The following is a 12,867-nucleotide window of genomic DNA, read 5'->3' on the forward strand; positions in this document are numbered from 1 at the left end:
ACAGTTCCACACTGGCCAAACAAACTGGGCTCCCATTGGGAGCCCTTTTTGTTGTGGGTGCCCGCGATAGCAGCAGGCTGGAAAGTGCGTTTTCGGACCGCTGTGCCCGCAGATCAACCCGTATTGCGCAGCCCCGCTGCAATCCCGTTGATGGAGATGTGGATCCCGGTCTGCACCCGCTCGTCGCCCTGCCCTGCGCGCCAGCGGCGCACCAGCTCGACCTGCAAGTGGTGCAGCGGATCGATGTACGGGAAGCGGTGCTTGATGGACCGCGCCAGCGCCGTGTTGTGCGTCAGGCGCTGCTTGTCGCCCGTGATGCGGGTGAGTGCATCGGCCGTGCGGTGCCACTCGGCCTCGATGTTGGTGAACACCTTTTTGCGTAGACGCGCGTCGGTCACGAGTTCGCTGTAGCGCGACGCCAGGGCCAGGTCGCTCTTGGCCAGCACCATGTCCATGTTGGACAGCAGCGTGCGGAAGAACGGCCACTGGCGGTACATCTTCTGCAGCAGCGCCAGCTGGGCCTTGGGGTCCTTGCCTTCGGTGTTGATGAAGGCTTCCACCGCCGAGCCAAAACCGAACCAGCCGGGCAGCGTGAGGCGGCACTGGCCCCAGCTGAAGCCCCAAGGGATGGCGCGCAGGTCTTCGATCTTCTGGCTGGCCTTGCGGCTGGCAGGGCGCGAGCCGATGTTCAGCTCGGCGATCTCGCGGATGGGCGTAGAGTTGAAGAAGTAGTCGGTAAAGCCCGGGGTCTCGTACACCAGCGCACGGTAGCTGCCCATGCTGGCCAGCGAGAGCTGCGCGGCGGCGTCCAGGAAGGCCTTCGTCGCAGGCTTGGTGGGCTGCAGCAGGGTGGCTTCGAGCGTGGCGGCGACCAACGTCTCCAGGTTGCGCCGGCCGATTTCGGGGTTGGCGTATTTCGAGGCGATCACCTCGCCCTGCTCCGTCAGACGGATCTGGCCGCGCACGGTGCCGGGCGGCTGCGCCAGAATGGCCTGGTAGCTGGGGCCACCGCCACGGCCGACAGTGCCGCCCCGGCCATGGAACATGCGCAGCTGGATGCCGTGGGTGGTGGCAAGTTCATCGAAGAGTTCGACGAGGGCGATCTCGGCGCGGTACAGCTCCCAGTTGCTGGTGAAGATACCGCCGTCTTTGTTGCTGTCGCTGTAGCCCAGCATGATGTCCTGCTCGCCGCCGCTGCGCTGCACCAGCGCGGCCACGCCGGGCAGGCTGTAGAACTCGCGCATGATGGGCGCGGCATTGCGCAGGTCTTCGATGGTTTCGAACAGGGGCACCACGATAAGGTGGTTCTTCGACTCGGCATCCAGCGTGCCGTTCATCAGCCCCACTTCCTTTTGCAGCAGCAGCACTTCGAGCAGGTCGCTCACCGTTTCGGTGTGGCTGATGATGTAGTGGCGGATGGCCTCGTGGCCAAAGCGCTCGCGCATCACACGGGCAGTTTCAAAAATGGCCAGCTCGCCTTGGGCGTGGGCCGAATATTCCGCGCCCACCACGCGCAGCGGACGCGCGTCGTTCAGCAGCTTGATCAGCAGTGCGCGCTTGGCGGCCTCTTGCAGGTTGGCATAGTTGGGCTCGATACGGGCCTTGGCCAGCAGCTCGGCCACCACCTCTTCGTGCTTGTCGGAGCTTTGGCGCAGGTCCACCGTGGCCAGATGGAAGCCAAACACTTGCACGGCACGGATCAGCGGGTGCAGTCGCTCGGCAGCCAAGGCCTGGCCATGGTGGGACTGCAGCGAGGCCTCGATCACCTGCAGGTCGGCCAGGAACTCCTCGGCACTGGCATAGGCATTCTGCGGCGCCACGGCATGGCGCGCAGCTTCGCCACCGGTCAGATCCTTGAGCGATGCGGCAAGGCGCGCATAGATACCAGTCAGCGCACGGCGGTAGGGCTCGTCCACGCGGTGTTCGTTGGTGTCGGGCGAGCGCTGGGCCAGGGCCTCCATCTCGGCCGACACCTGCACTAGGCGGGCCGACAGCGACAGCTCGCCGCCCAGGTAGTGCACCTCGGTCAGGTAGTGGCGCAGGGCCACTTCGGCCTGGCGGCTCAGGGCATATTGCAAGGTCTGCGCGGTGACGTTGGGATTGCCGTCACGGTCGCCACCAATCCACTGGCCCATGCGCAAGAAGCTGTGCACAGGGTACTGGCCCAGCTCGTTTTCCAGGTCCGCATAGATCTTGGGGATCTCACGCAGAAAGGTGGCTTCGTAATAAGAAAGCGCGTTTTCGATCTCGTCAGCCACCGTGAGCTTGCTGTAGCGCAGCAGGCGCGTCTGCCACAACTGCGCCACACGGGCACGCAGCAGGGCTTCGTTGGCAGCCAGCTCGCGCGGGGTGAGCGCGTCCTTGGCACTGTTGTAGAGCTGGGCGCGCACCTGGATGTCGTCGCGTGTGGCCAACAACTGGGCGATGTCGCGCTCGGCGTCCAGAATGCTCTTGCGCTGCACCTCGGTGGGGTGGGCCGTGAGCACGGGGGCCACGTAGCTGCCCGCCAGCGTCTGCGAAATCGTCTTGGGCGCAATGCCTGCCCAGCGCAGGCGCGAGAGGGCGACCTCGATGCTGCCCTCTTGCGTGTCGCCTGCGCGCTCGTGCACAGCGCGGCGGCGGATGTGGTGGCGGTCTTCGGCCAGATTGGCCAGGTGGCTGAAATAGGTGAAGGCGCGGATCACGCTCACCGTCTGGTCGCCCGACAGGGACTTGAGCAGCTTCTTGAGCGCGCGGTCGGCCTCCTGGTCGGCGTCGCGGCGGAAGGCCACGGAGAGCTTGCGGACCTGCTCGACCAGCTCATAAGCCTCCACCCCTTCCTGCTCCCGGATCACGTCGCCCAGAATGCGGCCCAGCAGGCGGATGTCGTCAATCAGGGGCTGGTCCTTGTCGGATCGTTTCATGCAGGAGTCTCCGGGATGGGTGGGATGGCCTGGCGCGTTGAGCCCGCATGGCCGCAGGCCGCACCAGCCCCAGTGCGGGCGCATGCTAGCATCCTGCGCCGCTGAATAATTACAAACAGGTTACGAACTTGAGCCCCTCGCCAACGCCCCCCATAGTCATCGCCACCCGCGAAAGTCGCCTTGCGCTGTGGCAGGCCGAGCATGTCAAAGCGCTGCTCGAAGCCCGTGGCCACAGCGTGCAACTGCTGGGCATGACCACCAAGGGCGACCAGATTCTGGACAAGTCCCTCAGCAAGGTGGGCGGCAAGGGCCTGTTTGTGAAAGAGCTGGAAGTGGCGCTGGAAGAAGGCCGCGCCCACATTGCCGTGCATTCGCTCAAGGACGTGCCCATGGAGCTGCCCGAGGGCTTTGCCCTGGCCTGCGTGATGGAGCGCGAAGACCCGCGCGATGCCTTTGTCTCCCCCCGCTACGAGAACCTGGACGCCCTGCCGCAGGGTGCCGTGGTGGGCACGTCGAGCCTGCGCCGCCAGGTGCTGCTGCAGGCTCTGCGGCCTGACCTGAAGATCGAGCCCCTGCGCGGCAACCTCGACACCCGCCTGCGCAAGCTGGACGAAGGCCAGTACGACGCGATCGTGCTGGCCGCCGCAGGCCTCAAGCGCCTGGAGCTGGAAGCCCGCATCCGCACCACGTTCGAGCCCAGCGCCATGCTGCCCGCGGCAGGCCAGGGCGCGCTGGGCATCGAGGTGCGCAGCGACCGGCAAGACCTGATCGACGCGCTGGCACCGCTGGCCCACCAGACCACCTGGCTGACCGTGGCCGCCGAGCGCGCCGTGAGCCGCGCCATGGGGGGCAGCTGCTCGATGCCCTTGGCAGCGCACGGCACCTTCACCCACGGCGTGCTGCAGCTGGACGCCGCCTGGGGCGACCCCGAGGACAAAGCCCCGCTGGTGCGCGCCCAGGCCTCTGCCCCGGTCACCACACTGGCGCAGGCGGAAGCACTGGGCGACGCGATTGCGCAGCGCCTGCGTGCTGGGGGTGCGCGCGGCGTCACCCCGGCCTGAGATGGGCACCTCAGCGCCCCGGGTCATCGTCACACGCCCCGCCCGCGAAGCGGCGCATTGGGTGGCGCAACTGGGCGCACACGGCATTGAGGCCGTGGCACTGCCCCTGATTGCGATTGGCCCCTGCACGGACGCTGCCCTGCGACAGGCGCTGGACGCGGCCCGCGCCAACGTCGGCACCTACCGCGCCCTGATGTTTGTCAGTGGCAATGCCGTGGCGCACTTTTTTGAGGCAAATCACCCTGTAGCGCTGGATATTCATGCCCTGGCAGCTACAAAAACAAGATCATGGGCGCCCGGCCCAGGCACCACCCGCGCGCTGGAGCAGGCGGGCGTGCCGCGCAGCGCCATCGACGGGCCCGCGCCCGACGCGCCGCAGTTCGACTCGGAAGCGCTGTGGCGCCAAGTGGCCCCCCAGGTGCGGCCTGGCGACCGCGTGCTGATCGTGCGCGGTCGCTCCGCCACGCCGCAGGGCGCACACGAATCGCCCCAGGGCAATGGCCGCGAGTGGCTGGCCCAGCAGATCGAGGCGCGGGGCGGTCACGTGGAGTTTGTGGTGGCCTACCAACGCGGCGCGCCCCGCTTCACGGCGCAGGAGGTGGCGCTGGCGCAACAGGCGGCGCACGACGGCGCTGTCTGGCTGCTGAGCAGCTCCGAGGCGGTGGCCCACCTGGCCGAGGCCCTGCCCGGCCAATACTGGGGCGCAGCACAGGCGCTGGCCACCCACCCGCGCATCGCCGAAGCGGCCCGCGCAGCGGGCTTTGGCATCGTGCGGGAATGCCGTCCGGCGCTGGAAGATGTGGTGGCCTCGATAGAATCGGCCGCATGAGTTCTGCGCCCCCCGACGATCTGCCCTCCACGCCCCCTGCAGCCCCTGTGGCCGCCGCTGTGGGCGCGCCAGCAGTGAGCCCGGCCCCCTCGGCCGCTGCGCCAGCCGCTGCCACCGGCCGCAGTGGCGCCGTGACCTTGCTGTTGGGCACCGTGGCGGTGGCCGCATTGGTCAGCAGCGGCCTGCTGTGGCAAAAGCTCAGCGCCATCCAGGAGCAACTGGCCCGGCAGTCCGCCGACTCGGGCGCCCTGGCCATCGAGGCCCGCACCATGGCCCGCCAGGCCGAAGAGCTGGTGCGCGACACGGCGGCACGCCTGTCGGTGGCGGAAGCCCGCGTGAGCGAGGTCGCCCTGCAGCGCAGCCAGCTCGAAGAACTCATGCAAAGCCTGTCGCGTTCGCGCGATGAAAACCTGGTGGTGGACATTGAGTCGGCCATCCGCCTGGCGCAGCAACAGGCCCAGCTCACCGGCAGCCTGGAGCCGCTGGTGGCAGCGCTCAAAAGCGCCAACCAACGCATCGAGCGCTCTGCCCAGCCCCGCCTGGCCCCCGTGCAGCGCGCCATCGGCCGCGACCTGGACCGCCTGACCCGCGCCACCGTGACCGACACCGCCGGCCTGCTGGCCCGCCTGGACGACCTGGTGCGCCAGGTGGACGACCTGCCCGTACTCAATGCCGTGGCCCAGGCCGCCTCGACCAAGCGCCTGTCCGCCGGCCCCGCAGCCCCTGGCAGTGCCCCCGCCCCCACCGAGGGCCTGGCCTGGTGGCAAGCGGCCCTGCAGCGCAGCTGGGAGGTGGTGCGCGACGAGGCCCGCAGCCTGGTGCGCGTGAGCCGCATCGACCAGCCCGAAGCCATCTTGCTGGCCCCTGAGCAGACCTTCTTTTTGCGCGAGAACCTCAAGTTCAAGCTGCTCAATGCACGCCTGGGCATCCTGGCACGCCAGTTCGAGTCGGCCCGTGCCGACCTGACCGCAGCCACCGCAGCGCTCAACAAGTATTTCGACCCCGCATCGCGCCGCACCCAGAACGTGGCCTCCACCCTGCAGCAGGCCCAGGCAAGCATGAAGGCGGCCGAGCTGCCGCGCCTGGACGAAACGCTGTCGGCCCTGGCCACCGCCGCTGCGGGACGTTGACGATATGCGTGCTGCACTCTGGCTTTTGGCGTTGTTTGGCGTGGCGGTGGCGGCCGCGCTGTTTGCGGGCAACAACCAGGGCACAGTCACCCTGTACTGGCCGCCTTATCGCATCGACCTGTCGCTCAACATGGTGGTGTTGCTGTTGGTGGGCGGTTTTGTCACCGTTTATGCGGCGCTGCGGGCCCTGGCGGCGCTGCTGGCGCTGCCGCACCAGGCACGCCGCTGGCGCGTGCAGCAAAAAGAGCGTGCCATGCACGGCGCACTGCTCGACGCCTTGACCCACATGCTGGGCGGCCGGTTCATCCGCTCGCGCAAGGCCGCTGTGGCCGCGCTGTCGCAAGAACACGCGCTGGAGGCCAGCGGCGAGGCGGTGCCCCACGGCAAGCAGCTGCGCGCGCTCGCCCACATGATCGCCGCCGAGGCGTCACACGCACTGCAAGACCGCGCCACCCGCGAAAGCCATCTGCAGGACGCACTGCAGGAAGCCCCCATGCGCGGCTCCATCAACGAGCAGGAAATGCACGAAGGCGCCCAGATGCGCGCCGCCCGCTGGTCGCTGGACGACCGCGATGCCAACGCGGCGCTCGACCGCCTGGCAGCCCTGCCCCAGGGGGCCGCGCGGCGCACCCTGGCGCTGCGCATCAAGCTCAAGGCCACCCGTCTGGCGCGCCAGACGCAAGAAGCACTGGACACCGCACGCCTGCTGGGCAAGCACCGTGCGTTCTCGCCCAATGCCGCGCAGAGCATCGTGCGCGGCCTGGCCACCGAACTCATCAACAGCGCGCACGATGTCGCTCAGTTGCAGCAGATCTGGCTGTCGCTGGAGACCAGCGAGCGCAACATGCCCGAGCTGGCCATCCACGCCGCCCAGCGGCTGGCCGCACTGGGTGGCGATGCCACGCAGGTGCGTGCCTGGTTGCTGCCCGTGTGGGAACGCATGGTAGAGCTGCCCGATGCCTTGGCCGAGCAACACGCCCTCAAGCTGGTGCGTGCGCTGGAGGCGGGGCTGGATGCGCTCGACGGGCACTGGCTGGCCCGCATCGAGTCCGCCCAGCAAGCCAACCCACGCGACGCCCGCCTGCAATACCTGGCGGGCATGGCCTGCCTCAAGCGCCAGCTGTGGGGCAAAGCCCAGCAGCTGCTGACCCAGGCAGCCCAACAGCTCAACGACGCGCCAATGCGCGCCAGTGCCTGGCGCCACGTGGCGGAACTGGCCGAGCAACGCGGCGACGACAGCGCCGCCGTCAGCGCCTGGAAACAGGCCGCGCTGGCCCGATAAACGGGGCATTGCGGGGTGCGCCCGCCCCCGTACAGCCCGCCATCGCTGCACTTGATGCGGCCACCTCCCCCATTCGCCAAGGTGTCTCCACAAGGGCACCGGCGCACCAGCAAGGTTCAGGCAGGCGCCACGCCGGTGCCCTGCGGATGCCAGCAAACAGCCGCTCCGCAGAAATTGCACAGCATTGGGGAACTTTGAGCGCTCAAGGCATATCGATTCAATAAATTTGAATCAAGGCATCAATCTGCCTGAAGCAGATCACGGCCAGCGCTTCCTACACTGCGCCATCGCCCAGCGCGTTGTGCCGCCAAGTACGGCGGCCCTTGCAGCCTTCGCTCACCTTCTTTGTGCACCGACCTCCAGATTCGCTGATGACAGCCACTTCCACGACGACCCTCGACACCCCGCGCCGGTACACGCGCACCGCCATGCTGTTGCACTGGGTGCTGGGCCTGGCGCTGATCGCTCTGTTTGGCGTCGGCGTCTACATGGCCGACCTGCCCTTTTCGCCCCAACGGCTGAAGCTTTACAACTGGCACAAATGGGCCGGTGTGACCATCCTGGTGCTGTCGGCGCTGCGCCTGCTGTGGCGCGCCACGCACCGCCCACCGGCGCTGCCCAAGGCGGTTGAGAAGACCATGCCCGGCTGGCAGAAGCTCGCGCACCACGGCACCCACCACCTGCTGTACGTGCTTTTCTTCGCCGTGCCCCTGATTGGCTGGGCCTACAGCTCAGCGGCGGGGTTCCCCATCGTGTTCCTGGGCCTGTGGCAGCTGCCCGACTTTGTGCCGGTGAGCAAGGACCTGGCTGAGGCCATCAAGCCCTGGCACCAGTACACCGCGTTTGCATTGGCCGCGCTGGCGCTGCTGCACATTGCCGCAGCGCTCAAGCACCAGCTGGTCGACCGTGATGGCCTGCTGCACCGCATGCTCCCCGGGAAATAACCAGCCTCCACCTTCAGGGCGCCATGGCAACCCCTGGTGGGTGCCTTGCCTACCTCAAAGGTCGCTCGCCCCCCTGCGACCACCGCTTCCACCTTTTGTGAATTGAACGGAGTTTCTGCATGCATCTGTCTTCTACCTTGTCCCGCATCGTGATCGGCGCTGCCCTCGTTGCAGGCGCGCAAGCCGCCCTGGCCCAGCAGCAGCTGGTGCCCGCGCAAAGCGAGGTGCAGTTCACCGCCCGCCAGATGGGCGTGCCACTGGAAGGCCAGTTCAAGAAATTCAGCGCCCAGGTAGCGTTTGACCCGGCCAAACTGGCCACCAGCAAGATCGCCTTCACGGTGGACACTGGCAGCGCCACGCTGGGTTCGCGCGAGACCGATGCAGAGCTGCCCAAGCCCGCGTGGTTCAACGTGCCCAAGTTCCCGCAGGCCCAATTCGTGTCGTCCAGCATCAAGGCCCTGGGCGGCGGCAAATTTGAAGTGGCGGGCGCGCTCACCATCAAGGGCAACAGCCAGAACGTGGTGGTGCCCGTGACGCTGACCCAAAGCGGCCCCACCACCACGGCCACAGGCGCGCTGCCGATCAAGCGGCTGGCCTTCAAGATCGGCGAAAACGAGTGGGCCGACACCTCCATGGTGGCCGACGACGTGCAGGTCAAGTTCAAGCTCGCGCTGACTGGCGTCGGCAAGCTCTGAGCGCCGCCCCTCTGCCCGGGCCCCACCGGCCTCCGCCTGTCGTCCGGGCACGGTCCCGGCGGGTGGTGCCTTCCTCTTTTCCCTTGTCCTTTCCTTTTTGATCTATCAGGAGTTTCCATGCGCAAGTCCCTCTTCGCCCTGGCTGCCGCCGCCACCCTGTTCGCCGGTGCTGCCCAAGCCCAATCGGCCAACTACGCCATCGACCCGACGCACACCTTTGCCTCGTTCGAAATCAGCCACTTTGGCGCCGCCGTGAACCGCGGCCGCTTCGACAAGAAGGAAGGCACCGTCCAGCTCGACAAGGCTGGCAAGTCGGGCAAGGCCGAGATCACGTTCGATGTGACCTCGGTGAACACGGGCACCCCCGCGTTTGACAAGCACCTGCAAAGCGCCGACCTGTTCGACGCTGCCAAGCACCCCACGATGAAGTTTGTCTCCAGCAAGTTCGTCTTCAACGGCGACAAGGTCGCCAGCGTCGAAGGCCAGCTCACACTGCTGGGCAAGACCGCCCCCTTGACCCTCAAGGCCAACCAGTTCAACTGCTACGACAGCCCCATGCTCAAGCGCGAAGTGTGCGGCGGCGACTTTGAAGCCACCATCGACCGCACCCAGTGGGGCATGAACTACGGCGTGGAATGGGGCTTCCCCAAGAACGTGCGCCTGGTGGTGCAGATTGAAGCCGTGAAGCAGTAAACCAGGCCGAGCAGACCTGGGGTGCAGCGGGCTGACTTGCTCCGCCCTGCCTCCGGCTGCTTGCGACCAGCCACCCGTGCGCCTTGCACCGGGTGGCTTTTTTTTGGGGCCAGCCCGTCCTCATCTGCCAGCCTTCTGGGTATAAAAATTAACTTAACGTAAATCAATTACGAATAGTAGAATTGCGTTCACCGATTTGAGGAGACTCTGCATGAACGCCGTTCTGAACCCGACCGACCTGGCCAACCTGCCGGCACCCGCCGCCATCCAGCAGTTGCACCACTACGCCTACAAGGCCCGCGACGCCGAGGAAACGCGCCAGTTCTATGAAGACATCCTGGGCTTGCCGCTGTACCACATCATCCAGAGCGACTATGTGCCCAGCACCGGCGAGTACTGCCCCTACACCCACTTCTTCTTCCGCCTGCAGGACGGCTCGTTCATCGCCTTTTTCGACCTGGGCGACGACGTGAAGGCCGAGCCCTCGCCCAACACGCCCCTGTGGGTCAACCACATCGCGTTCCGCGTGAACACCGTGCAGGAGCTGGAGAACACCAAGCAGCGCCTGGAGGCGCATGGCGTGGAAGTGCTGGGCGTGACGGACCACCACATCTTCAAGAGCATCTATTTCTTCGACCCCAACGGCATTCGCCTGGAGCTGTCGGCCCAACTGGCCAACGACGAGCAGATGGAAAAAGACAGCACCGTGGCCCACGCCCGCCTGCGCGAGTGGACGGCGCGCAAGGAGCAATGGCGCAAGGAACGCGCCGAGGGCAAGGTGGACGCGCCGCTCAAGCCCCAGCAAAACGACCGGCCGGAGTTTGTGCGCAAGTAAGCCGACCTGACCCCAGGCCTCGACGGTCCACGGTCCACGGGGTCGGCTGCACTGGCTGTGGTGCGCAGCCCCGTCAAACGGCCCTCCCACCGCTTTGCGATGGGATTTTTGGCCCTACAGCGCTGAAGCGCTACATCCTATTGCCTCAGCAGCTATACAAAATATAGCAGTCATCCCGCTGCCTGTTGCTGCGCACGCATGATCTGGTGGCGCTGCCAGTAGTGGCTGACCACCGCGTTGAACTGGTCCTTGTCCTTCTTGAGACCTGGCAGCTTGATCTTGCTGGTCTTGGCGCCCAGACCCAGGGCGTTCTTTTCGGGGTGGGTCACGATCAGCGCGTTGCCAAAGCTGCTTTCCTTGAATTCCAGCCCCTTGATGGCGTCCCAGAACACCGTGGTCTCATCGGCCGAGGTACGGATACCGTCAATGCTCACCTCCACTGTCGCGTCGCCATTGAGGGCAAACACCACGGGCGGGAAGTACTGCAGCACCAGGGCCCGCTCCTCGTCGTTCGCGGGCTCGTAGCGGTAGGCCAGGCTGCGCTCGTGGTCTTGCGCAAACTGCTGCTCGTAGGCGCTCCACAGCCGCTGCTCGATGGCGTCGGCAGTCAGGATCTCCTGCACCCAGGTGGTGGCAGGCACGCGCACGGCGATGGCGCCGTAGTCGCGCTCTTTCAGGGCCATGCCCACGTTGCGCAGGCGCTCGGGCATGGCGGGGTGTGAGTCGAAGGGGTGCGGCACATTGGCCGTCTTCATCGCATCCACAAAGTCGGGCGATGCCGCGTAGGGCGCCAGCCCCTGGGCCACAAAACTGGCAATGCCCAGCGTGCTGTTGTCGTGCCGCTCGTTGCGGCCAAACAGTTCGTCCTCGATACGGTAACGGTACTGGGCATAGGCGGCAATCTTGACCAGCGACTGTGCAATCGCCGCCGGACTCACCAGCTTGGCCGCCAGGCGGTCGGCCTTGAACTCGCGCTCGCGGCTGTCGCTGGCCAAGGCGATTTCGAAAATGGTGCGGTACAGGTCCAGCAGCGGCGACGCCATCGCCGACAGCCCGCCGGTGCGGATGGCGTGGCGGTAGTGGTCAAACTGCACCAGCTTGGGCCCCAGCTGTGCGCTGCGCCGCGTGTCGCCCCCGCGCAGGTGGGCCAGTTCATGGCCCAGCACGGCGTCGGCCTCGGTCTGGTCCAGAATGCGCAGCAGCGGCAGGCTCACAAACAGCGTGCGGCCCGTGAGGGTCTGTTGGCCCACGGTGATCGGGGCCTCGGTCACGAAGAAGTTGGCATCAATGCCAGCCACGATGTGCCGGGGCGGCTCTGTCTTCAGGCGCTGCGCCAGGTGGCGGATACGCTGCCACAGCAGCGGCGCATCGGCCTCGGCCACCAGCTCGCCCACCACCTGGTTGCTGGACTGCACCCGCTTGAAGATGCCCGCCACCGCCACCAGCACCCCCGCCGCCACGGCAAACCCCACAAACAGTACCAGCTTGGGCGAGTACTTGTGGAAGAAAAACGCCGTCACCCAGAACGACAGCCACACTGCCATCGCCCCTTGCACCACCAGCGCCGTGGCGCTGGCCCAAGAGGTCAGGCGCCAGCCCGCCACAAAGCTCGCGTACTGCAGCGTGCGGTCGGCAAACGCCAGCGCCCCCAGCCCCAGCACCGCCAGCAGCAGCGCCGCACTGGCCACCAGCGTCCACAGCGACAGCTTGCGCGCCATGTGGAACTGCCAGACATCGGAGAAGGTGTCGCACAGCGCCTCGCGGTATTCGCGGGCCTCGGGGTCTGCATTGCTGCAGATGGTGGACGGCGGGTTGCTGCGGTAGTAGTCCTTGCGCGCCTGCGTCTCGTCGGCGGGCAGGCCCTTTTCGGCATCGATGCGCTGGCTGATACCGGCCACAAAACGGGTGTCCTGGTCGGTCTGGACATGGCGGGTGAACACGTAGGTCACCGCAGGCACCAGAAACAGCGCCAGCAGCGCATAGGCAAAGACCTTGACCAGGCCCAGGCGCCAGGCAGATTGAAACGTCATAGGTTCGGATGGTTGTGACGGCCCGGCACCGTGGCACCGGAAGGCTGAACGCCCCCCGCAAGCCACCGCACCAGTCCTTGTTGTAAATCGTGATCCTTAGAGCGGCTAACAAAACTCAGCGAAGCGGCCCTGGCTAGGCGTTTCGCCGCAGGCAGTACAAGCAGTACGACAAGGCGAGACAACGACGCCAGGGGAGTTTTGTTAGCCGCTCTCAGAGCCTGGTCCGCGTTGCCGCGCCCTCCTCGCTCTGTGGGGCGGGATTATCAGGACGCATTCACCCGCGCACCCAGGCTCAAGGTAACCATTGGAAAGAATCGGCCGACAGACGGCGCGCGATTGCCAAACGGCCCAAGCCCCCGCGGGGCCAGCGCCGGGGTGGCGGTCCCTTAAAATGTGCGGTTCACCCTCTTGTTCGTCGGAGCGCTCCCTGCGGCCGCTCCGTCCCACTGCCCCCACTGCGACACC

General features: G+C 66.6%; 10 protein-coding genes. 8 read left to right on the forward strand and 2 right to left on the reverse strand.

Translation table 11 applies throughout. The features are described 5' to 3' along the window. Positions 1-113: 113 nt before the first annotated feature. Positions 114-2,903 (reverse strand): phosphoenolpyruvate carboxylase, encoded by a 2,790-nt coding sequence (gene ppc / locus IB236_RS08220; protein ID WP_192420019.1) that lies wholly within the window; start codon positions 2,901-2,903, stop codon positions 114-116. 128 nt (positions 2,904-3,031) lie between these two features. Here ppc and hemC point away from each other — a divergent pair, with 128 nt between their 5' ends. The 8 genes from hemC (at position 3,032) to IB236_RS08260 (ending at position 10,372) form a co-directional block, all read left to right on the forward strand. After that, positions 3,032-3,964 carry a hydroxymethylbilane synthase gene (gene hemC / locus IB236_RS08225; RefSeq protein WP_192420020.1) on the forward strand — a complete coding sequence of 311 codons (933 nt, stop codon included), beginning with the start codon at positions 3,032-3,034 and terminating at the stop codon, positions 3,962-3,964. 1 nt (position 3,965) lies between these two features. Continuing rightward, positions 3,966-4,793 carry a uroporphyrinogen-III synthase gene (locus IB236_RS08230; RefSeq protein ID WP_192420022.1) on the forward strand — a complete coding sequence of 276 codons (828 nt, stop codon included), beginning with the start codon at positions 3,966-3,968 and terminating at the stop codon, positions 4,791-4,793. Further along, the gene (locus IB236_RS08235; RefSeq protein ID WP_192420024.1) at positions 4,790-5,923 is read left to right on the forward strand and encodes a uroporphyrinogen-III C-methyltransferase; all 1,134 of its coding nucleotides are present in this window, start codon (positions 4,790-4,792) and stop codon (positions 5,921-5,923) included. The genes IB236_RS08230 and IB236_RS08235 overlap by 4 nt, the downstream gene beginning before the upstream one ends. A 4-nt stretch (positions 5,924-5,927) precedes the next feature. Beyond that, complete coding sequence (locus IB236_RS08240) at positions 5,928-7,205, forward strand: heme biosynthesis protein HemY (RefSeq protein WP_192420026.1); 1,278 nt, start codon at positions 5,928-5,930, stop codon at positions 7,203-7,205. A gap of 371 nt (positions 7,206-7,576) precedes the next feature. Further along, a complete protein-coding gene (locus tag IB236_RS08245) occupies positions 7,577-8,149 on the forward strand; it encodes a cytochrome b (RefSeq protein WP_192420028.1) in 573 nt (190 codons plus the stop codon). 119 nt (positions 8,150-8,268) lie between these two features. Then, positions 8,269-8,844 (forward strand): YceI family protein, encoded by a 576-nt coding sequence (locus IB236_RS08250; protein ID WP_056066824.1) that lies wholly within the window; start codon positions 8,269-8,271, stop codon positions 8,842-8,844. Between the two features lie 117 nt (positions 8,845-8,961). After that, positions 8,962-9,537, forward strand: coding sequence for a YceI family protein (locus IB236_RS08255; RefSeq protein ID WP_099730932.1), 576 nt, complete (start codon positions 8,962-8,964; stop codon positions 9,535-9,537). Between the two features lie 211 nt (positions 9,538-9,748). Next, a complete protein-coding gene (locus tag IB236_RS08260; RefSeq protein ID WP_099730933.1) occupies positions 9,749-10,372 on the forward strand; it encodes a VOC family protein in 624 nt (207 codons plus the stop codon). A gap of 170 nt (positions 10,373-10,542) precedes the next feature. On the opposite strand, the gene IB236_RS08265 is transcribed toward IB236_RS08260, so the two are convergent. Continuing rightward, positions 10,543-12,402: a M48 family metallopeptidase gene (locus tag IB236_RS08265; protein ID WP_192420030.1), complete on the reverse strand. Its 1,860-nt coding sequence runs from the start codon at positions 12,400-12,402 to the stop codon at positions 10,543-10,545. Positions 12,403-12,867 lie beyond the last annotated feature (465 nt).

This window comes from Acidovorax sp. ACV02 (assembly GCF_014851475.1).
In the GTDB taxonomy this organism is placed as follows: domain Bacteria; phylum Pseudomonadota; class Gammaproteobacteria; order Burkholderiales; family Burkholderiaceae_C; genus Acidovorax; species Acidovorax delafieldii.

What these genes read in the sequence shown, in the direction of transcription:
- IB236_RS08235 (WP_192420024.1), top strand. Translation starts at nt 4,790, where the DNA reads ATGAGTTCTGCGCCCCCCGACGATCTGCCCTCCACGCCCCCTGCAGCC.
- IB236_RS08245 (WP_192420028.1), top strand. Translation starts at nt 7,577, where the DNA reads ATGACAGCCACTTCCACGACGACCCTCGACACCCCGCGCCGGTACACG.
- IB236_RS08250 (WP_056066824.1), top strand. Translation starts at nt 8,269, where the DNA reads ATGCATCTGTCTTCTACCTTGTCCCGCATCGTGATCGGCGCTGCCCTC.
- IB236_RS08255 (WP_099730932.1), top strand. Translation starts at nt 8,962, where the DNA reads ATGCGCAAGTCCCTCTTCGCCCTGGCTGCCGCCGCCACCCTGTTCGCC.
- IB236_RS08260 (WP_099730933.1), top strand. Translation starts at nt 9,749, where the DNA reads ATGAACGCCGTTCTGAACCCGACCGACCTGGCCAACCTGCCGGCACCC.
- IB236_RS08240 (WP_192420026.1), top strand. Translation starts at nt 5,928, where the DNA reads ATGCGTGCTGCACTCTGGCTTTTGGCGTTGTTTGGCGTGGCGGTGGCG.
- IB236_RS08230 (WP_192420022.1), top strand. Translation starts at nt 3,966, where the DNA reads ATGGGCACCTCAGCGCCCCGGGTCATCGTCACACGCCCCGCCCGCGAA.
- ppc (WP_192420019.1), bottom strand. Translation starts at nt 2,903, where the DNA reads ATGAAACGATCCGACAAGGACCAGCCCCTGATTGACGACATCCGCCTG.
- IB236_RS08265 (WP_192420030.1), bottom strand. Translation starts at nt 12,402, where the DNA reads ATGACGTTTCAATCTGCCTGGCGCCTGGGCCTGGTCAAGGTCTTTGCC.